This window comes from Hydrogenispora ethanolica (assembly GCF_004340685.1).
Lineage (GTDB): Bacteria > Bacillota > UBA4882 > UBA8346 > UBA8346 > Hydrogenispora > Hydrogenispora ethanolica.
The window spans coordinates 15317-35332 of sequence record NZ_SLUN01000027.1 but is presented as its reverse complement, the minus strand read 5'-3'; the positions used below and the strand labels follow the sequence as shown (position 1 = coordinate 35332).

The following is a 20016-nucleotide window of genomic DNA, read 5'->3' as shown; positions in this document are numbered from 1 at the left end:
AACCCTTTACAGTTTGGTAATTCTCTTCTTCATCGCCCATATGGAAATGTTGGCGGCAACGAATCGCCTACTCGACAATATATCAAATTGATCCCTCATCTGTCAATGGTAGACATCGGAGTCGATCCGTTCAATTTCCACCGTGCACCGGCTGACCAGGGCGGCCACTGCTCCGATGATCGCCAGTTGCGGCGCAAGCAGCGCCCCGACCACCCCGGCGGTGACCGGCACTTCCACCAGCACCTTATCCTCCTGTTTGACGCGGATCTTCGAGACGTTGCCTTTGCGGATCAGTTCCTTGACTTTATCCACCAACTCACTGCCGCGCACGAAGATCTCCTCCTTCGCGCTGCGCGAATCCTGTTCGATCTTGATAATCGCCTCCACCACATCCCAATTGGTGGCTTCCAGAGCCCGTTTTGCCTCTTCGTAGCTGACATCCATCCGTTCCCGGACCAGGTCGACCTTTTCTAAATTATCCATACCATTCACCTCCCTATCCCAATAATCATGCACCGAACAGTCTGGTTATGCTTTCCCATCCTTGCCCATCATGGCTGGGAGAAGACAATAGCGGAATTTACTTTCACCTTGGAATCCTATTATCCCATACCTATAGATTACCCGATGCCGGACCCGGCTATTCTCACTACAATAGGAGGCCAAGCCATTCAACGGCATCGTTCCGGGCGGAAAATCAACTCAAGGAGAGGTGGAGGAAAGCAAGTGATCGAGGAATAGTTGGGATTTGAGAGGCTGATCCATCCGGGCTTCGATGAAGGAGCGCAAGAGTCGCAACAAGGATTGGCGCTGGCCGCTGGTCAGGTCCAATTGAGCCAATTGGCGGAGGTCGGTGACGGCGATCCGCTGCAACCCGTCGATCAGCACCCGGTCGACCGGTATCAGATCCCGGTACTGCTCCCGGCACTCCGGGCAGACCAACCCGCCCGCCTGCGCGGAGAAACGAAAGTCCGCCTCCGCCGTGCCGCATCCCACGCAACCATCAAGCTCCGGTTGGTATCCGAGGTAATTCAACAGCCGGGCTTGAAAGGCCAGATTCAGCAAGCCCGGATCATGATCCCCTTCCAGCGTGACGAAAGCCGCCAGCAGAAAACGGAAGATCTCCCGCGCCTCCTCCCGCTCCGGCACAAAACGGTCCACCAGCTCCGCCCAGAAACTGGCATAGGCCATCCGGATCAAGTCTTCGCGCAGGCTGGAAAAGGAATGAAGCAGCTCGGCCTGGCTCAAGGTCTCCAGGCTCTTCCCGGTCAACAACAGCGTCTGCAGGAGATTGAAAGGCAGAGTGTTCCCCACGAACCGGCTGCGGGGCCGGCGCGCGCCTTTCACCACGGCCTCCAGCTTGCCGTGGTCCTCGCTGAGGAGCACCAGCACCCGGTCGGCCTCGCCGAAGTTGCGGCATTTTAAGACGAGGGCTTTGGTCCGATATAAACTCATCTAATGTCTCCGGAATAACGCCAGAATAAGGGTCACCACGATGCTCACCAGAATGCAGGTGGCCAGCGGGAAGTAGAAGGTAAAATTGCCCCGCTTGATCAGAATGTCGCCGGGGAGACGCCCAAACCCCGGGATCTTGCCGCCGAGCCACAACCATACCCCGAGGCCGGCGATGACCAGGCCCAGCGCCACCAGGATCTTGCCCAATCCGGACAGCTCATTCATACCCGCTCACCCTTTGTAGTAACGGTCTTTCTCGCTGTAAACGCAGCCGCAATAGCCTTGCCGGTAGAGACCCAGCTCTTTGGCCATCGCCTGGCTCTGCCGGAAACCCGGCCGGAAATCCGCGTCGTGAAATTGCAAGCCAAATCCTTGAGCCAACTCCCGGCCGGTCGCGATCAGCAGTTCCCGATTCTGGTAAGGGCTGATCAAAAGGGTGGTCCCGAAACGCTCGAACCCCAGCTCCTTGGCCTTGGCCGCGGTGCGGGCCAGGCGGATCCGGTAGCATTTGGCGCAGCGTTGCGCGGGCTCCGCCGCGACCTGGGCCAAAAACTCCTCCAATTCGTAGCCGGGCTCCTCGACCAGCGGCAATCCGCGCACCTCGGCCAGCTGCCGCAGCCCGTCGCGGCGGCGCAACTGCTCCTGGTAGGGATGGATATTGGGATTAAAAAAGAAGAGCGTCGGCTCGAAGCCCTCTTCGGTCAACTGCTGCGTGGTATAACAGGAACAAGGCCCGCAACAGGCATGGAGCAAGAGTTTCATCTCCCGTCACTCCTTTCAACGCTTTCATTGCGATTCCTCAAACAACCCGTCCTGCCGGGCCGGGGCGGGGCAGGGCTTGTAGTAACGGTGCAGATGATCATAGGCCAGCCTGGTAGCTATTCTCCCCCGCGGCGTCCGGTTTATGAAACCGATCTGCAACAGGTACGGTTCATAAACATCCTCGATGGTCTCCGACTCCTCGCCGATGGAGGCGGCGATGGTATCCAGGCCGACCGGGCCGCCGTCGAATTTATCGATGATCGTCAGCAGCACCGTGCGGTCGATCCGGTCCAGCCCCAGGGCGTCGACTTCCAGCATCCGCAACGCCTGATCGGCGGTGTTGGCGGTGACCGCCCCGCCCGTCTTGACCTGGGCATAGTCGCGGACCCGTTTCAGGAGCCGGTTGGCGATCCGGGGCGTGCCCCGCGAACGGCGGGCGATCTCCAGGGCGCCTGACTTTTCGATCTCGATCTTCAGGATCTCCGCCGAACGTTCGATGATCTTTTGCAGATCCTCGGGAGCATAAAACTCCAGCCGGTTGATGATCCCGAAGCGGTCGCGCAACGGGGCCGACAGCGATCCGGCCCGGGTGGTCGCTCCCACCAGCGTGAAACGGGGCAGGTCGATCCGGACCGACCGGGCGCTGGGTCCCTTGCCGATGATGATGTCCAGGGCGAAATCCTCCATCGCCGGGTAGAGCACCTCCTCCACCGCGCGGTTCAGCCGGTGCACCTCGTCGATGAACAGCACGTCGCTGGGCTCCAGGTTGGTCAGGATCGCCGCCAGATCGGCCGGGCGTTCGATGGCCGGGCCCGAGGTGATCCGGATGTGCACCTGCAGCTCATTGGCGATAATGTGGGCCAGCGACGTTTTGCCGAGGCCGGGCGGGCCGTAGAGCAACACATGATCCAGGGACTCGCGCCGCGCCTTGGCGGCCTGGATGAAGACCTGCATATTCTCCTTAACGCGCGGCTGGCCGATATACTCCGCAAAGTTGCGGGGTCTCAGGCTGAACTCGCTGTCGTCGTTGATCTGTTTTAAAGCGCTGACAATCCGCTCTTCTTCCATTTCCATGGATTATTCCATTCACTTTCTGCCTAGATTTTTTAAGGCGCGGCGCACCAATTCCGGGGTGGTCAGGCCGGGCTCGGCGGCGGTCAGGGTTTCGATGGCCGTCACCGCCTCTTTCTGAGGATACCCCAGTGAGACCAGGGCGTCCACCGCGTCGCCGAAGGAACTGTCAAAGCCGGCCCCGGCTTTCTGGCCGGCCTCATTGGCGCCGCTGACGCGCACCAGCTTGCCTTTGAGCTCCAGGATCAGCCGCTGGGCCGTCTTGAGGCCGATCCCGGAGACGCTGGTCAGCACCCGGTGGTCCTCGTTATGAACGGCCTCGGCGAACCGGCCGCCGGAGAGCGTCCCCAGCACCGCCAGGGCGGTCTTGGGACCAATCCCCGACACGCCGATGATCTTCTCAAAAACCGCCTTGTCCTCGGGCGTCAAGAACCCGAACAGCGCCGCGCCATCCTCGCGCAGGTGAAAATGGGTGAAAACCCGCACCGGTTCCCCGGTCCGGCTGATCGTCTCCAGGGCCGGGAGCGGCATAAAAACCTGATACCCGACGCCGTTCACATCAATCACACAACTTTCGCCGCTGACGCTCTGCACTTTTCCGGTAAGCGTGGCGATCATCGAATCCCCTCCAAATTTGATGGCTCATCTAAAATTTCCAATATTGCTGGGTGCTCCGATATTCTGCCGGAGAGGCTCCGAATGCTCCGCAAGCTCTTCCCAAGGCCGTGGCAGGCTTGCCGGACGCTGCGGACGGTCCGCCGGAGCCGCCGAACGGCATTCCAAAGCCTTGGGGCGGTCTTCCGAATTCTTCGAAAAGCCTGCCAAAGGCTTCGGTCAATCGTCCGAAGCCACCGGAAGGTTCGCCGGAAGTTCCGGCGGCTCCTCCGAACCCTGCGGAACCCTTTCCCGGCTTTCGTCCCCAGCTTCCCCAGCCGCCAATGCTGTCTCCTCTTTTTAATAACACACCTTGGACAGTTTCCGCGAATGGGCGTGGCAGATGGCGATGGCCAAGGCATCGGCGGCATCGTCGGGCTTGGGGATCTCCGGAAGGCAGAGCAGCATGCGGACCATCTCCTGGACCTGTTGCTTCTCGGCGCGGCCGTATCCCACCACCGCCTGTTTCACTTGGAGCGGCGTATACTCCACCGTCTCCAGTCCCGCGGTCTCCGCCGCCAATAGAATCACGCCGCGGGCCTGGCCCACCGCCAGGGCGGTCCGGACATTCTTATTGAAAAAGAGTTCCTCGACGGCCACCACTTCCGGCCGGTACTCCTGAATAATCGTCTGAATCTGCCGGTAGATCCGGCTCAACCGGGAAGCCAGCGCCAGGCCGGCCTCGGTCCGGACCACCCCGTAGGTGATCCGCCGCAAATGATTTCCCTCGTGGGCGATGACACCAAAACCGGTAATCGCCGTCCCGGGATCGATTCCCAAAATGATCATAATCCGTGATCTCCTCCACCTCCCTCCAATTCGCTTCAACTGCCGCAAATCCTGCTCGCCCAGGAAAATCGTTCCTCAAATCCGCTTGATCCCGCGAAGAATTGTGCCATTCCCGATCATCCGCAGTAGGATTTATGCGATGGAAGTCGAATAATCCGAAGGAAGAAGCAAACGCCGTCGCACGGATGGCGTTCCGATAAGGCTATCAATCTTGACGAAGGAGTCGATACCATGCCCACGACATCGACCGGCAGTCCCCAGACCCATCTCGGCGCGATTCAAGAAAGCTTAACCGCCTTGGGATTAAACCCGGAAACCCACCGGATACCGGTGTACAGTTACAGAATCAGCATCCTGGTCTTTACGGCCGTTGCCGTTCTCGGCGTCCTGGCCGGCTATGCCCAGCCGTTCGGCGGCCTGGCGCTGACCGGCATCGCCTGGCTGCTTTTGGCCGCGGAACTGGTCCGGCCCGTCCTGGCCCGGGTCAAAACCGGTTCCTCCCAAAACCTCTCGGTCACCATCCCCGCCCGGAGCAAGGAATTTCAAAAAGTAGTGATCGTCGTTCCCAGCGGCGGCCAGGGGGTCCTCCCGGCCACCGGCCTGTCGGAGCATGTTTATTATCTGGTGACCCTGGGGTTGGGGCTAGCGGTGCTCCTGGCCCACTGGCTGAACCTGCGGGGCGCCGTGGCCCTGCTGCCCCTGGCGTTTATCCCCATGGCCGGGCTGCTGCTGCTGGCGCTGCTGCCCGAGACCAGGGAGCGGAAGCATTCCCCGATCAACAGCGCCGCCCTGACCGAGCTGGTGGCGATGCTCTTCAAAGCGCGGCCGGCCACGACTACGGTTTCCCTGCTCTTCTCCGGCTCCGCCTCGTTAAACTCGGGACTGCTGGAACTGGTCCGTTCGCTCAAGGGAGGGCCGGAGTTGACCTACGTCATCACGCTGGGAAGCGCCGCGGGCCAGGACTTGCAGTTGCTGCTGAGCGAAGGCTGGCTGCGGCTGCCCGCCGATCCGTTCGTGAAAGAGACTTTCGAGGAAGTGGCGGCCCAAAAAGGCATCACCCTGCTTCAGAAGAACTCCGGCGAATTCAGCCGGGCCCTGCCGCTGAAAACCCGGAAGTACCGGACCGCCACCCTGCTGCTTCCCGAGACGGAGCAGGGGACGGCGACCGGCAAAAACCTGCGGGAGTTGCTGGCGGGCTTCATCCGCCGCATCGAGGAGTAATTCGCGCCTTCCCCGGAATCAGCGGTTCAATTCGCTGCTGTTATGGCTCTGGTGATCGGTGATGACCTTGCGAATCTCATGGAAGTCGCTGACCGGCATGTCCCCGGGGATGGTGTTTTTGATGGCGGCCATGGCGTTGCCAAACTCCAGGGCCGGCTGGATCGCGCCGAATTTCAAGAGGCCGAACAACACGCCGGCCAGGTAAGCGTCGCCGCTGCCGATCCGGTCCACCACCTCGATCTCGGGATACGGCTCCTCCTGGTAATAGCGATCCTCCTCCCGGGAATAGATCAGGGAGTTCCAGGTATGCCGGGTGGGGCTGAGCACCTGCCGCTGGGTGGTGGCGATCAGCTTGCAGCCGAACTCGGCGGCGAACTCCTTCATCATCGCGTCCACCGTGCCGGTCCGGCCGAACATCTTGCGCAGCGTCTCCTCGGACACGAAGAGGATATCCACCTGAGGCAGGATCTTCAGGATCTCGGCCCGCGCCTCCGCCTCGCTCCACAGGGTGGCCCGGAAGTTGACGTCGAAAGAGATCAGCGTCCCGTTGGCCTTGAAATTGGCGATCATCTCCCGCAACGCTTCCCGGATGTTGGCGCCGAGAGCCATCGTGATCCCGCTGAAATGGAAGACCGCGGTTTTGGAATAGACATCGGCCGGAATCTCCGCCAGGGCCAAAGACGTAAAGGATGAATTGGCGCGGTCGTACACCACGGTCGGTTTGCGGGGCGCGGCGCCGCTCTCGTAATAATAGATCCCCAGCCGGGCGTTTTTGCCGGAATCGTAGATGATGTAGTCATCGCTGACGCCGCTGAAACGGATCCGGTTTTTGATGTATTTGCCGATCTCGTTGTCCGGCAGTTTAGTGACGATGCCGGTCCGCAACCCCAGGAGCGAGATCCCGGAGACCACATTCAACTCCGAGCCCCCGGCCCGTTTCTCAAAGACCTCGCCGGCCAGAATGCGCTCCTTGTTGGGCGGCGAAAGCCGCAGCAATACCTCGCCGAGACCCAAAACCGCAAATTCTTTCTCCGTTCGTGCCTGTACCATACGTATCCCCCAAATCACATGATTTTCAACTTGCGCAACAATTTGACAGTGAACGGTTCGCTGACCCGCAACGCGCCCACCGGACACATCTCCTGGCAACAACAGCACTGGATGCATTGGCTGTCGTCGATCCGGATCCGGCCCGCGTAGGAAATGGCCCGCGCCGGACAGAGCTCCTCGCACTTGCGGCAGTTGACGCAGGCCTTCTCATCCAGCAGCATCCGCTGCTTGAGCAGACCGGAAGCGATCCTGCTGAAGGTTTCATTCACGAAGATATGGGTCCGGTGAAAGGCGGGGATCTGAAAATCTTCCACCCGTAACGTTTCCGGCCCAGCCCCGGCGATCGCGATCTCAGCCAGCTCCAGTCCGGGCAGGCCCAGGGCGCGGGCCGCCGCAAAGAGCGGGAATTGCTCCGGCCGTTTCTGGAGCAATTCGACAATCACGCGATCGAGGGCCAGCGGATTGCCGCCGGCGGCCAGGATGTTCAGCTGGCGCGGCCGGCCGTTGGACGGCCCGTTGCCATCCATGCCGATGATCCCGTCGACGATATGCAAACCCGGCCGGGCGGTCAGGGCGATCTCCAGCAGCAAGCGGGCGAAACCGTCCAGGTCCTTGCCGGCGTTGAAATGCCACCGTCCCTTGTTGGTCCCGACCACGCAGCCGAAGAGGTTCTTGGTCGCCAGCGTCACCCCCATCTGGCCGTGCGATTTCAACTTGGCCAGATTGATCAGCTGATCAAAATCATCCAGTTCCCGGGCCATGAACAAATTCTTGTAACGGCGCTCAAAGGGGAGTTCCCGGCCGAAACCGGCCAAGGCCACCGGCGTGTTGAATTCGACGATCGCGGCGCCCAGGCGTTTCAGCGCCGCTTCCATTCCCAGCCGCTTGATGACACTCTCGGCGCTGCCGATTCCCGGACTGTCGCCCACCCCGACCCGGCCGCCGCAATCCTTGACCAGTTCCGCCATTGCCAGAATCAGCGCCGGATGCGTGGTCGCCGCGCTCTCCACCGAACGGGGACCGATCAGGTTGGGTTTTAATAACACCCGATCCCCGGGCCGGAAAAACGAACCCAGCCCGCCCAAAGGCGCTAACAACTTTTCCAGTTGACTCTTGAGCCCTGTGCCATACGATTCGCATTGCAATAAAGAGACCCGTTCCATCGCAGCCCTCCGTTTCCCCCGTTTCCTCGATTTTAACATGTCGCTCAGCGGATGCAAAGCAAATTTCTTGCGATCTTGACGTGAACATTCGCGCTTTCCGCGGATTCTCCCGGAACGCATTGTGATTCACCAGGTACATTCCGAATTCAACTTGAGTTGGCAGGATAGTTATGATAGAATAGCTTGGTAAGGAGATTGTCCTCCTTGCTAGCGTTTCTTTTCCAGAGGGAGTAACGGGCCCGCCGGTTTGTAAGCGGGAAACAAAGTCGTCAATACGGTTTCATAACCCGGCTTTGTTGGCGTAAGTTCTGTGAGACTCTGCATTCCAGCGGCGGATGCGGAGTTTTTTTGTTCCTTGCAACCGGATCGATTACGCCAGCCAAGGAAAGACGCAATCAAACAAAGATTTAATCGGGAATACTATTGGGGCAACGGGGGAGAAACAGATGACGATCAAACGGGCTCTTTTGTGGACTTTATTTTGGATCGGGATTGCACTGCTGTTCAATGCGGGAGTTTACTGGTTTATGGGCAGCGAAAAAGCCCTCCAGTTTCTGGGCGGATATATTATCGAAAAGAGTCTGAGCATTGACAATCTCTTTTTGTTCCTGATGATTTTCAGCAGTTTTGGAATCCCAGTCCATTATCAGCGGCGCGTTCTGAACTATGGCATCATCGGCGCGATTATCTTGCGGCTGCTCTTTATCCTACTGGGAGCGGCGGTGGTGAACCGCTTTCACTGGGTCCTGTATGTTTTCGGAGTCTTGCTGGTAGTCAGCGGCATCAAAATGTTCTCCCGTAAAGAAGAAAAGAATGATTACGGGGATAGTTTCGCGTTACGGGCTCTGGCGAGAATTATTCCGGTCTCCCCGGCTTTGGAAGGCGACCGCTTTTTCGTCCGGAAAGACCGGGTATTATACGCGACACCGCTTTTGGCGGTGCTGGCGGTGGTCGAAGCCTCGGACATCGTTTTTGCCATTGATTCCATCCCGGCCATCTTTTCCATCACTACCGACACCTTTATCGTGTTTACCTCGAACGTCCTGGCCATTCTGGGGTTGCGGTCAATGTATTTCGTACTGGAAAAACTCCATCAGCTTTTCCGTTTCGTCCAATACGGCGTCGCCTTGATCCTGACCCTGACCGGAGTGAAGCTCTTGATCCTGATGTTTCACATCGAGGTGCCGATCGTCCTTTCCGTGACGGTGATCTTCGCCATTTTGGCCGTCAGCATCCTGGCTTCGCTATTCTGCCGGGAGAAACTCCCGGTCTCCAAAGAAAGTCCGTGAAACCGCGGAACCGGTTGGCATGGGAAACCCAATCGTACCAACGGGGCACGGCATCGCCAGCCTTGAGTCGGGAATTCCATCGTGGTAAAATAATCCGTGAAATACCTTGTTCCGGTAATGATTGCATCTTTGCGTTTAGTCCCCCGAGCGGCGCACCACCGGAGAACTCATTCGCCAAGGTTTCCCAGCGCAAGTTGAGAAAACTCTGCATTCCACCGTCGGATGCAGGGTTTTTGATTGATGATAAGCGATACGGGATGTAACAATCCCTTCATTTTTCCATCACGTCCGGCTTCAAAAATCAAATTTAACTTTGATATCATAAAAGGAGAGAGCATCATGCCGATCAAACGCGCACTATTATGGACTTTTTTCTGGATTGGTTTATCGTTGCTATTGAATGCGGGAATCTACTGGTGGCTGGGAGCCGAGAAAGCCCTGCAATTTCTGGGCGGTTATGTCATCGAACAGAGCCTGAGCGTGGACAATCTCTTCCTGTTTTTGCTCATTTTCAGCACCTTTGGGATCCCTGCCCCGTACCAACGGCGGGTATTGAACTATGGGATCTTCGGCGCGGTGATTCTGCGGCTCATCTTCATCCTGCTGGGGGCGGCGGTGGTCAACCGCTTCCATTGGGTATTATACATCTTCGGCGCGCTGCTGGTGGTCAGCGGCATTAAAATGGTCACCCACAAGGACGAGGCGGCCAATTTTCAGGACAGTTTCGTCCTGAAATTACTGAGGAAGATCATTCCGGTTTCCCCCACCCTCAGCGGCGACCGCTTCTTTATCCGCAAAAAGCATATGATCTATGCCACTCCCTTGCTGGCGGTGCTGGTCGTGATCGAAGCATCGGACATCATCTTCGCCATTGATTCGATCCCGGCCATCTTTTCGATCACCACCGATCCGCTGATCGTCTTCACCTCCAACATCTGCGCCATCCTGGGGCTGCGTTCCCTATACTTCATTTTGGAAAAGCTCCATCAGGCTTTCCGTTACGTTCAATACGGCGTCGCATTGATCCTGGTTTTAACCGGCGTCAAGATGCTCATCCTGTTCTTCCAGATCGAAGTGCCGATTCAAACTTCGGTCTTGACGATCTTCGCGATCCTGGGCGTCAGCATTTTGGCCTCGGTCATCCATCGTGAACAGCCTCAATCGGCCGGGAGAGCTAAAAACTGATTCGGCCATAAAAAAGAAACATTTGACGGCTCTCTTGTGAGGAGTTCCGGCAGATGCTCTTTCGATCGCAGAGACGTCCCTGGGGTTACAAAAGCTTCCTTCAACCGCCGAAGCTGTTCCTTGGGTCACCAAAACAGTTCCTTAAGCGGCTGAAGATGTTCCTCCAGTCGCCGAAGAACTTACTTGAGTCACCGAAGCAGTTCCTTAAGCGACTGAAGATGTTCCTTCAGCCGCCGAAGAACTTACTTGGGTCACCGAAGCAGTTCCCTGAGCGACTGAAGATGTACCTCCAGTCGCCGAAGATGTTCCTTGGGTGGCCGAAGCAGTTCTTTGTATGGTTGAAGATGCTCATCCGGCGCTTCCCGCGCCGGATTTTATTCCGCCTGGAACAGCGTGGTGGACAGATAGCGTTCTCCGGTGTCCGGCAGCAGGGCGACGACGGTTTTGCCGCGGTTCTCGGGCCTCTTGGCGAGCTGGGTGGCTGCGAAAACCGCCGCGCCGGAGGAGATCCCCACCAGCAGCCCTTCCAGCTTCGCCAATTTTCGGGAGGTTTCAAAGGCGTCCTCGCTCCGCACCGGCAGAATCTCATCCAGAATGGCCCGGTTCAGAACCGCCGGCACGAATCCGGCGCCCAGCCCCTGAATGCGGTTGGGTCCCGGTTTGCCGCCGGAGAGAACCGGTGAATCCTGGGGTTCCACCGCGACGATCCGCACCGCCGGTTTCCGTTCTTTCAATACTTCCCCGACCCCGGTGATGGTGCCGCCGGTGCCGACGCCGGCCACAAAGATGTCCACCGCGCCGTCGGTGTCGCGCCAGATCTCCTCCGCGGTCGTCCGGCGGTGGGCCGCCGGATTGGCCGGGTTGTCAAACTGCTGCGGAATGAAGGAATTGGGAATGCTGGCCGCCAGTTCGACCGCTTTGCGGATGGCGCCGGCCATGCCTTCGGGGCCGGGAATCAACACGATCTCCGCGCCCAGCGCTTTCAGCAGGTTCCGCCGCTCGATGCTCATCGTCTCCAGCATCGTCAGGATCAGGCGATACCCGTTGGCCGCCGCCACGAATGCCAGGCCGATCCCGGTATTGCCGCTGGTCGGTTCGATAATGACCGAACCCTCCTTCAAGATCCCCCGTTCTTCGGCGTCCCGGATCATCGCATAGCCGATGCGGTCCTTCACGCTCCCGGCGGGGTTGAAATACTCCAGCTTGGCGACGATCCGCGCCTCCAAACCGTGGGCTTGGTCGTATTTCGCCAGATGCAGCAGCGGCGTGTTCCCGATCAAATCAGTCAAATTCTCGGCAATCTTGGTCATGTCCATCCTCCATGTGCTTGTAAAAACTACTTTCCCCGGGCTGAAAAGTTTTTCGCTTGTTGGGCCCCTTCGGGCTCATTTCAGCCGCAGTTTCTCATTTCTTTCGATTTGGACCACTTTTCCGTTTTGGATCACTAAAGTGACCGAACCGAAGGAGACCTTCTCCAGCATCAACAGCAACTTTTGTAAATCCGCTTCCGCGATCGGGCCGTCGGTTTTCGCTCGCTCATTCACGCTTAGAATCCCCCTTTGGGGAACTTTCGTTCGCCCGTATTTCGATGGTTACCTAGCCGATCGAGAACGGGGTACATCGGGCTTCGCTCGGGATAACCTCATAAATGTTCACCTGGATGATCTGGTTGTCTTGCTTGACAATGGTTACCGAACCGTTCTTCAGGCCCCGCAATGCGGCCCATATCACCTGGGCCGGCTCCCGCCTGCCGCCGAGTGACGGGAATGTTCTCCCGATCGCCATCATGAAACACCTCTTCCCAATCGATCGTTTCAACCGCGTGTTTCCAACCCGTATATCCTATGCGCGTCGCCGGTTTAAATTCCTTATAAACCTACTATTTTACTTGTATATATGGCAATCATACTCCATCTTTCCAATACTGTCAATCACTTTACCGGAAAAGCGCCGCCTCCTTTTTCGCGTGCGCGGGGTGACAGTGCCCTGTTTCCAAAAAAGTCAGGCTGTGACACCCGCGCATCATGTCAAAACGAAATGTCAGATGAAATATTCGATCAGGATCGCCCGATCGCGCAAGATCGCTTTCATTTGCGATACAGCCTGCTCCACGTCCCGGACGGAATCACCCAAAGACTGTACCGGCTGATTATCGGCAAAGATTTGACCGCCCAGATCGAAGACCAGGATCTCATTGGGGGTGTTCAAGGTCCGTAACGTATCAATCTCGTACTCATCCAGCTCGGGAATGTTAGTGATCAGAATCTGGCCGGCATCCGTGAAGATATGAGCCAGTTCTCCCAGGCGCCGGATCTGTTCGTCGCGCTCATCGGCCCGGCTCTTCACATCGGCGCCCAACCCGCTCAGGAGATTGGCCATGCCCAGGTAGTAGACGCTGTAGCCATCCCGGAACAGCTCCACCTCCAGCGTCCGGGCGACCTGCTTTTGAAATTGGCCGTCGCCGCCGGCGATGACGATAAACTTGGCTTGCTGTTTGTAACGGTCTTCCCGTTCCGCTTGGGATACGGCGGTCCGTTCCCAGGCGAACTCCCGTCGCGATAACTCGTGCGCCGCCAGGGTCCCGGCATCGGCAAAAGCCTCGGTGATGATTCCGCCCCCGACGATCTCATAGTTATCGACGATCACAAACCGCCCGGTGGCCTCGATATCCCGCGAGTTATCGAAGGCGATCGGTTTGGCCGTCTTCAGAATGCACTCGGCCACTTCGTGCCGTTCCACCTGGTTCCGATCGGTCTCGGCGGTCAGATCGGCGGAGTTGAGCACCTTGGTAATCTGCTGCAGCGTCACCGTCGCCCGGCTGGTGGCCAGTTTGAGTTGGTACTTCTTCTCCTTGATCAGCGGATGTTTGCCCATCCAAAACAGGTTGGCCCGGAAGGTGCCGCCCTGATGCGGAAGGGATTCGCCGCCGCGGCACAGGATCTCGCCCGGCTTGACATAGATCTGGGTGGTCAGCGTAAACCCGGTGGCCTGGCCGGGGCCGACCTCGTTCCGGACCGGCTGGTTGAACCCTTCGATGCTCCGGATCGTCGAACGCTTGCCGGACGGCATGAAGATGACCTCATCCCCGGTCCGGATCACCCCGGTCTCGACGGTTCCGGCGAAGATGCGCCGGTCGTCGCCGCCGGCGGTGAACTTATAGATGTCCTGCACCGGAAAACGGAATGGCTGTTCCGCTTGGTCCTTCTCTTTCCGGAAGCCGTCCATCAGCTCCAAAACGCTGGGCCCCTGGTACCAAGGAAGGTTAGCCGAGCGGAAGGCCAGATTGTCGCCGTCCCGGGCGGAGATCGGCACAAAGGCTTGGGGCTCGACGCCGATCTGCGCCAGGAACGCGGCGAACTCCGCCACGACTTGGTCATAGACGGTCTGGCTATAATGGACCAGATCCATCTTATTCACCAGGACCACAATCTGTTTGACGCCCAGCATCGACAGCATGAAGCCGTGGCGGCGCGAATTCTCGCGGATGCCCTCCTTGGCGTCGATCACTAATAGCGCGGCCTCCGCCCGGGCGGCGCCGCTGATCATGTTCTTTAAAAACTCGATGTGCCCCGGCGCGTCAATGATGATATAATGCCGTTTGGCGGTTTTAAAGAAACAGCGGGCGGTGTCGATGGTAATCCCCTGGGCCTGCTCATCCTTGAGGGCATCGAGCAGGAAAGCGTACTCAAACGGTTTGGCGTTCCGCTCACAATTGAGCCGGACCTGCTCCAGCTTGCCTTCGGGGAGCGAGCCCGTATCCGCCAGCATCCGGCCGATGACCGTGCTTTTGCCGTGGTCGACATGGCCGACGATCACGATATTCATCTGCTCTTGTTGATTGTCCATCACATATAACCATCCCGTCTCAGAGTCTCCAGGCTGCCGCCGTCTTCCTTGTCCTGCTCGCGCCCGGAACGCTCGGCGATGTTGGCAAATTTGCCGCTGCGCAGTTCGGCGATGATCTCGGACACGTTCCGGGCATCCGAATCCACCGGTTTGGTGCACGGATAGCAACCCAGGGAACGATAGCGTTTCCCGTTCCCCTGGTCGAAATAAAGCGAGGTGACGGGGATCCGTTCCCGCTCGATATACTCCCAGATATTCAGCTCGGTCCAGTCCAATAAGGGATGGATCCGCAGATGGGTACCGGGCGCGAAATCGGTTTTGAACTGGTTCCACAGCTCCGGCGGCTGGTCTCCGACATCCCATTCGTTCTGACGGTCGCGCGGCGAGAAATAGCGTTCCTTGGAGCGGCTGCCCTCTTCATCGGCCCGCACCCCCACGATGACTCCGGTATACGGTTCATGGTTCGTATCCTCCCGGTACTGCCGGCTCTCATGGTCGAACCGGCGGCGCGGCCATTCGCCGGATAGAGTTCTTTTTAAGGCCTCGCTCTTCAAATTCTTGCAGCAGGCGATCCGGTCTGTTCTCCCGTCGGGATAGGTCTCATGGGCGGCGATGGCCGCTTCGTTCTGGCCGACGATCATCTGCAGTCCCCATTCGGCGGCCAGCCGGTCACGGTAGGCGATCATCTCCGGGATCTTGAAGGAAGTATCGATATGGACCAGCGGGAACGGCACATGACCGAAGAATGCTTTCCGCGCCAGCCACAATAGCACCGTGCTGTCCTTGCCGATCGACCACAGCATGCACAGGCTTTTGAATTCGCGGTATGCTTCCCGCAAAATGTAGACGCTCTGATTTTCCAGTTTTTCGAGTTGATTCATGTTTCCCTCACCCGTTCCAATCTGCCGTTCCGGTAATGCAAGCCGCACTCCTTATGCTCCGGAGCCTCCCACCACCAACGGCCGGCCCGCAGGTCTTCGCCGGCGGCGATGGCCCGGGTGCACGGCGCGCAGCCGATGCTGGGGTAATTCCGGTCATGCAACGGATTGTAAGGCACCTGATGATCCCGGAGATATTGCCAGACCTCCTCGGTAGTCCAGTTGGCCAAAGGATTCAACTTGAGCAACTGGTGGGCCTCATCCCACTCGATCGTTTGCGTGGCGGTCCGGGTCACCGCTTGTTCGCGGCGCAGCCCGGTGATCCAGACATCCAGCGTCCCCAAGACCCGTTGCAACGGCTGAAGCTTTCGTACCTGACAACATTGCTGGCGGAGTTCGATACTTTCATAAAACAGATCGGGCCCATGTTCCCGGACCAGCGCTTCCAACTCCGCGCTATCCGGGGCGTAGATCTCATAATGAAAATGATAACGGCGCATGGTCGCCTGAATGGTCGCATAGGTCTCCTGAGGCAGCCGTCCGGTATCCAGGACAAAAATGCGGGCCGCCGGATCGATGGCCAGCAGCATATCGGTTAACACTTGATCTTCCGCGCCCAGGCTGGAAGCCAAGGCAATCCGGCTACCGTAGCGGGCCGTCATCTCCCGCAACAATTCCGGCGCCGGATAATCCCCATAGCGGGACTGTATTTCGGACAGTTCCATCTGCATGTTCAGCCTCTCCCTTCGGAGTCAGCCGAGATTCGCCCGGTATTGCAAATCTCTTCGCCCAACGGCTCAGACTCCTTTTTCGACGATAATTCGATAAACCTCGCCTTCCGGCGTGACCTTGATAATCTTGTGCCCTTCCTCCTTGAGGCTGCGCGGCACATTCAACATGGCGTCGCCCTCATCCAGGACCACTTCCAAGCGCTCGCCCGCCGCCAGCTCTTCCAGGGCCAATTTGGTCTTGACGAAATTCAACGGGCAGACTACCCCGTGGAGATCGATGCTTTTTTTCACTTCACTCATTTAAAAGATCCTCCTTCACCTTATCCGGCCCGATCCGGTCGATCATATGGCCGAAACGTTCCCGTTTTCTGCCGTGTTGCCGGTAGTATTCGACCACCTTGTCGACCAGCCGGTACAGCTCCGCCTCATCCTCGATCAATGTCCGCAGCTTGGTAGCCAGCCGGGGAGTCTTGCCCATGGTGCCGCCGATCCATACGATATATCCTTGTTTGGCCGCGAACCAGGCGTCCGTGGGGCAATTGGCCGTACAAATGCTGCAATAGATACATTTTGTCTCATCCAAACGGTACTCGCCGTCCTGTTGATAGATGGCCCCCGCCGGGCAGCTATTGACGCAGAGATCGCAGCCCGTACAGCGCTCGCTCTGCCAGGCCGGCAGAATGCCGCCCATGATGCCCAGATCGTTCTCAGTGGCTTTGGCGCAATTATGGGGGCACCCGGTGACCGCCATCTTGAATTTATGCGGTGTATCCTGCCGGAAATATTTTTCGTCCAAAGAACGGGCCACGGTTTTGGTGTCAATCGTCCCCCAGCGGCAAGTGGAGCTGCCGGGGCAAGCCACCACGATCCGGATCCGCGGGCCGCAAGCGCCCATGGCGATCCCCGCCTTTTCGAGCTCAAGCCGGGCCGCTTCCAGCTTGGAATAGTGGACGAAATGAATCTCAATTCCCTGGCGGGTCGAAAGATGGATCTGGCCCCGGCCGTAGGCGGCGGCAACCTCGGCCACTTTTTGCAGCTGCGCGGCGCTGAAATCGCCGCCGACCGCATGCAGGCGCATGGCGAAGTATTCCTTTTGTTTCTGCTGAATCATACCGACCTTTTTCAAGGCAGCCAGATCGAAATCCGGTGTACTCATGCCGGTTCCTCCTCCGTGAATTCGATGACAATCTCCGATACTTCCCTTGAGCGGACCCGATAGGCTTTGATCGCCGGCTCGGCGGCCATGAAGGAAACGATCAGGTACACCAGATCCGGATCGTTCAGCAGCCGCAAATCTTCCTCCGACAAGCGCGCCGGCGAGGAAGGATGGCTATGGTATACCGCGATCAGCCGCAATCCCTGAGCCCGGCTCGCCTTGACCGCCCGGAACTGTTCCTCGGGAATGAATGAAAAATGTTCCGGGCTATGATCGGCGTTGGTCATCGGGAGCAACGCCTTCACCGTTTCATCTTGACCCGCCAGATAGCCGCAAGCCTCATTGGGAAGTTCCCGGCGCGTCTGCGCGATCAGCTGTTCTTTGATGGCAACCGGGATTCTAAGCATGAGCGTTGCGCCTCAATTCACAAACCGGCTGTTCGTAGTCGACCAGCCCGGTAACTGTCGGATGTTCGCCACAGATGGGGCAGTCGGGGTTGCGGCGAAGGTTCACGGTACGAAACTGCATATCGAGCGCATCGAACATCAGGATCCTGTCGGTGAGCAGCTTTCCCTTGCCAATGATGTATCGCAAGGCTTCGGCGGCCTGGATCGTGCCCAGCATGCCGGCGACCGCTCCCAGGATGCCCGCTTCGCTGCAGGTGGGAACGGCTCCCTTGGGAGGCGGTGAGTCGAAGACGCAACGATAACAGGTGTGACCCGGGACATAGGTCATGGTCTGGCCGTTAAAGCGCAAGATGCCGCCGTGGGAAAACGGTTTCTGATACAACACGCAGGCGTCATTGATTAAAAATTTGGCCGGAAAATTGTCGGTGCCATCGATGATGAAATCGTACCCGGCGATGATTTCGCCGATGTTATCCGCAAAAACCCGGGTCTGATAGGTTTTAACCCGGACATCGGGATTGATGGCTTCGAGCTTGTTCCGGGCCGACTCCACCTTGGGGCGGTTTAAGTCGGCGCTGAAATGAATGATCTGCCGTTGCAAATTGGAAAGATCCACCGTATCGCCATCCACCAAGCCGATGGTGCCAACGCCGGCCGCGGCCAGATAAAGGGCGGCCGGCGAGCCCAATCCTCCTGCCCCGATAATCAACACTTTTGACCGCAAGATTTTTTCCTGGCCCACCCCGCCGACATCTTTCAGGATGATATGCCTGCTATAGCGTTCAATTTGACTCTCTGTAAAATTCATGCGCTACTCCTTTGCCAATGCTTGATCAAAGTCGTTTATGATGTCACGAAGGCTCTCGATCCCTACCGATATCCGGACCAAATCCGGATAAACTCCCGCCGCTTCCTGTTCCGCTGCTGAACAATTATGATAAATGGTCGAGGCCGGATGGATGATCAGTGTTTTGGCGTCGCCCACATTGGCGAGGCATTTTACCATTTTTAAACGGTTGATCATCCGGAAGCAGCGTTCCCGGGTACCCAAGCGAAGGGTAATCAGCCCGCCGTACCCTCCGTGGAATTGTGCCGCAGCCACGGCATGATCGGGATGCCCGGGTAAACCGGGATAATTCACGGATACTACCTGCGGCTGGGCTTGAAAGTATTCCACCAGCCCAACCGCGTTGGTACAGTGCTTCGACATTCGCAATGCCAAAGTTTCCAGCCCCAGGTTTTGCAGGTAGGCATTGAACGGCGACAGGCAACTGCCGGTGTTCTGGAGAACCTGCCGTCTGGCCCGGGCCAAAAAAGCATATTCCCCGGCCTGCTTGGTCAAGGCCGCCACCGCCCCGGTCCGGCAATGCCGCCAATCAAAATTCCCGAGGTCCACCAGGATCCCGCCGATGGTATTCCCGCTGCCTGAGATATACTTGGAGGTCGAGTGAATCACCAGATCAACCCCGAAGCGCTTGGCCGCGAAAAGATACGGCGTACTCAAGGTACTGTCGACCACCAGCGGCACGCCTTGCTCTCTGGCGACGGCCGCAATCGCTCCGATATCCGGGATGTCCAATTTAGGGTTGCCGATCGTCTCCAGGAACACCAGCTTGGTCCGGGGAGAAATGGCCCGGCGGTAGGCCTCGGTAGCGGTGGATTCGACATAAACCACCTTGATACCGGAGTTTCCAAAGATCTCGTTGAACAATTGAAAGGTCCCGCCGAACAGACTCTTCCCGGAGACAATCTCATCCCCCGCTTGAGCCAGCGTATAAACGGCCGTGGCGATCGCGGCCATTCCCGAAGCGGTGGCGATAGCGCCCAATCCGTTTTCCAAAGCATTGACCCGGTTTTCAAAGGCGGTCACCGTCGGATTAGCGATTCGTGAATAAATATGGCCGAATTTCCGGCCTTGAAAGGCCGCCTCCAGATCTTCGGCGCTGTCATACGCAAACGCGGCCGATTCATAGATAGGCAGCGCCGTGGCGCCGGTCCCCTTGTCTTGATCAAAGCCGCTATGAATGGACCTCGTTTCAAAATCCCATGTGTTTGCCATCTCGCTGCTCCTTCATTGACAACATTCCCAGGCCGCGGCACCGCCGCCCATAAAGTACAGGAATTCCACCTGGTCGCCCTCTTGCAACCGGGTCGTTTCATAATCCGACCGCCGCAGAATGTTTCCGTTCAATTCCACCGAGACCATCTCCGGCATCTCGACTTTTTTGACCTTCAGCAGCTCACTGATGGTTCCCTGCTCCAGTCGGATTTCTTCGCTGTTCCCATTGATTGTCAGTTGCATGTCGCTCATCCTTTGCTTGTTTTGATATGATAATGATTCGTTGCTGATACGGGATAC

The 20016-nt window shown here is 58.0% G+C and carries 24 protein-coding genes; 3 read left to right on the top strand and 21 right to left on the bottom strand.

Annotation, left to right across the window (positions count from 1 at the left end; translation table 11 throughout):
* Positions 1–102: 102 nt before the first annotated feature.
* From EDC14_RS18815 to ruvC, 7 genes are all read right to left on the bottom strand, one after another.
* Positions 103–483, bottom strand: coding sequence for a DUF4342 domain-containing protein (locus tag EDC14_RS18815; RefSeq protein ID WP_132015857.1), 381 nt, complete (start codon positions 481–483; stop codon positions 103–105).
* A 219-nt stretch (positions 484–702) separates the two neighbouring features.
* Positions 703–1455, bottom strand: coding sequence for a DNA repair protein RecO (recO, locus tag EDC14_RS18810; RefSeq protein ID WP_132015856.1), 753 nt, complete (start codon positions 1453–1455; stop codon positions 703–705).
* Positions 1456–1680 (bottom strand): DUF2905 domain-containing protein, encoded by a 225-nt coding sequence (locus EDC14_RS18805; RefSeq protein WP_132015855.1) that lies wholly within the window; start codon positions 1678–1680, stop codon positions 1456–1458. It lies immediately after the preceding gene.
* Between the two features lie 6 nt (positions 1681–1686).
* Positions 1687–2217, bottom strand: coding sequence for an epoxyqueuosine reductase QueH (locus EDC14_RS18800; protein ID WP_132015854.1), 531 nt, complete (start codon positions 2215–2217; stop codon positions 1687–1689).
* A gap of 24 nt (positions 2218–2241) precedes the next feature.
* Positions 2242–3285 carry a Holliday junction branch migration DNA helicase RuvB gene (gene ruvB, locus EDC14_RS18795; RefSeq protein WP_132015894.1) on the bottom strand — a complete coding sequence of 348 codons (1044 nt, stop codon included), beginning with the start codon at positions 3283–3285 and terminating at the stop codon, positions 2242–2244.
* A gap of 18 nt (positions 3286–3303) precedes the next feature.
* Complete coding sequence (gene ruvA / locus EDC14_RS18790) at positions 3304–3906, bottom strand: Holliday junction branch migration protein RuvA (RefSeq protein WP_132015853.1); 603 nt, start codon at positions 3904–3906, stop codon at positions 3304–3306.
* A 336-nt stretch (positions 3907–4242) separates the two neighbouring features.
* Positions 4243–4731: a crossover junction endodeoxyribonuclease RuvC gene (gene ruvC / locus EDC14_RS18785; RefSeq protein ID WP_132015852.1), complete on the bottom strand. Its 489-nt coding sequence runs from the start codon at positions 4729–4731 to the stop codon at positions 4243–4245.
* Positions 4732–4962: 231 nt separating this feature from the next.
* On the opposite strand from ruvC, the gene EDC14_RS18780 reads away from it, so the two are divergent.
* Complete coding sequence (locus EDC14_RS18780; protein WP_132015851.1) at positions 4963–5952, top strand: hypothetical protein; 990 nt, start codon at positions 4963–4965, stop codon at positions 5950–5952.
* 18 nt (positions 5953–5970) lie between these two features.
* On the opposite strand, the gene EDC14_RS18775 is transcribed toward EDC14_RS18780, so the two are convergent.
* Together EDC14_RS18775 and EDC14_RS18770 are read right to left on the bottom strand one after the other, a co-directional pair.
* A complete protein-coding gene (locus tag EDC14_RS18775) occupies positions 5971–7002 on the bottom strand; it encodes a sugar kinase (RefSeq protein WP_132015850.1) in 1032 nt (343 codons plus the stop codon).
* A 14-nt stretch (positions 7003–7016) separates the two neighbouring features.
* On the bottom strand, positions 7017–8165 hold the full coding sequence (locus EDC14_RS18770) for a DUF362 domain-containing protein (RefSeq protein WP_165908128.1): 1149 nt from the start codon (positions 8163–8165) through the stop codon (positions 7017–7019).
* A 446-nt stretch (positions 8166–8611) separates the two neighbouring features.
* Between EDC14_RS18770 and EDC14_RS18765 the strand changes: the two genes are divergently transcribed.
* Both EDC14_RS18765 and EDC14_RS18760 read left to right on the top strand, forming a co-directional pair.
* Positions 8612–9454 (top strand): TerC/Alx family metal homeostasis membrane protein, encoded by an 843-nt coding sequence (locus EDC14_RS18765; protein WP_132015848.1) that lies wholly within the window; start codon positions 8612–8614, stop codon positions 9452–9454.
* A 240-nt stretch (positions 9455–9694) separates the two neighbouring features.
* Entirely contained in the window at positions 9695–10639 is a 945-nt protein-coding gene (locus tag EDC14_RS18760) for a TerC/Alx family metal homeostasis membrane protein (protein WP_279388782.1), read from the top strand.
* 374 nt (positions 10640–11013) lie between these two features.
* Here the strand turns inward: EDC14_RS18760 and cysK are convergent, their stop codons facing one another.
* The 12 genes from cysK to thiS form a co-directional block, all read right to left on the bottom strand.
* Positions 11014–11949, bottom strand: a complete 936-nt coding sequence (cysK, locus tag EDC14_RS18755; protein ID WP_132015846.1) for a cysteine synthase A — start codon at positions 11947–11949, stop codon at positions 11014–11016.
* 75 nt (positions 11950–12024) lie between these two features.
* Complete coding sequence (locus EDC14_RS27395) at positions 12025–12183, bottom strand: YezD family protein (RefSeq protein ID WP_243663022.1); 159 nt, start codon at positions 12181–12183, stop codon at positions 12025–12027.
* Between the two features lie 52 nt (positions 12184–12235).
* Entirely contained in the window at positions 12236–12427 is a 192-nt protein-coding gene (locus EDC14_RS18745) for a DUF2292 domain-containing protein (RefSeq protein ID WP_132015845.1), read from the bottom strand.
* A gap of 252 nt (positions 12428–12679) precedes the next feature.
* The gene (locus EDC14_RS18740; protein WP_132015844.1) at positions 12680–14485 is read right to left on the bottom strand and encodes a GTP-binding protein; all 1806 of its coding nucleotides are present in this window, start codon (positions 14483–14485) and stop codon (positions 12680–12682) included.
* On the bottom strand, positions 14485–15366 hold the full coding sequence (gene cysD / locus EDC14_RS18735) for a sulfate adenylyltransferase subunit CysD (RefSeq protein ID WP_132015843.1): 882 nt from the start codon (positions 15364–15366) through the stop codon (positions 14485–14487). Before cysD ends, EDC14_RS18740 begins: the two co-directional genes overlap by 1 nt.
* Complete coding sequence (locus tag EDC14_RS18730) at positions 15363–16094, bottom strand: phosphoadenylyl-sulfate reductase (RefSeq protein ID WP_207930760.1); 732 nt, start codon at positions 16092–16094, stop codon at positions 15363–15365. Before EDC14_RS18730 ends, cysD begins: the two co-directional genes overlap by 4 nt.
* A 66-nt stretch (positions 16095–16160) precedes the next feature.
* Positions 16161–16394, bottom strand: a complete 234-nt coding sequence (locus EDC14_RS18725; protein ID WP_132015841.1) for a sulfurtransferase TusA family protein — start codon at positions 16392–16394, stop codon at positions 16161–16163.
* On the bottom strand, positions 16387–17250 hold the full coding sequence (locus tag EDC14_RS18720) for a 4Fe-4S binding protein (protein WP_132015840.1): 864 nt from the start codon (positions 17248–17250) through the stop codon (positions 16387–16389). Before EDC14_RS18720 ends, EDC14_RS18725 begins: the two co-directional genes overlap by 8 nt.
* On the bottom strand, positions 17247–17657 hold the full coding sequence (locus tag EDC14_RS18715) for a M67 family metallopeptidase (RefSeq protein WP_132015839.1): 411 nt from the start codon (positions 17655–17657) through the stop codon (positions 17247–17249). The genes EDC14_RS18720 and EDC14_RS18715 overlap by 4 nt, the downstream gene beginning before the upstream one ends.
* Positions 17650–18465, bottom strand: coding sequence for a HesA/MoeB/ThiF family protein (locus EDC14_RS18710; RefSeq protein WP_132015838.1), 816 nt, complete (start codon positions 18463–18465; stop codon positions 17650–17652). The genes EDC14_RS18715 and EDC14_RS18710 overlap by 8 nt, the downstream gene beginning before the upstream one ends.
* Positions 18466–18468: 3 nt before the next feature.
* Positions 18469–19716 carry an O-acetylhomoserine aminocarboxypropyltransferase/cysteine synthase family protein gene (locus tag EDC14_RS18705; RefSeq protein ID WP_132015837.1) on the bottom strand — a complete coding sequence of 416 codons (1248 nt, stop codon included), beginning with the start codon at positions 19714–19716 and terminating at the stop codon, positions 18469–18471.
* A gap of 12 nt (positions 19717–19728) precedes the next feature.
* Positions 19729–19959, bottom strand: a complete 231-nt coding sequence (gene thiS / locus EDC14_RS18700) for a sulfur carrier protein ThiS (RefSeq protein ID WP_132015836.1) — start codon at positions 19957–19959, stop codon at positions 19729–19731.
* Between the last annotated feature and the right edge of the window lie 57 nt (positions 19960–20016).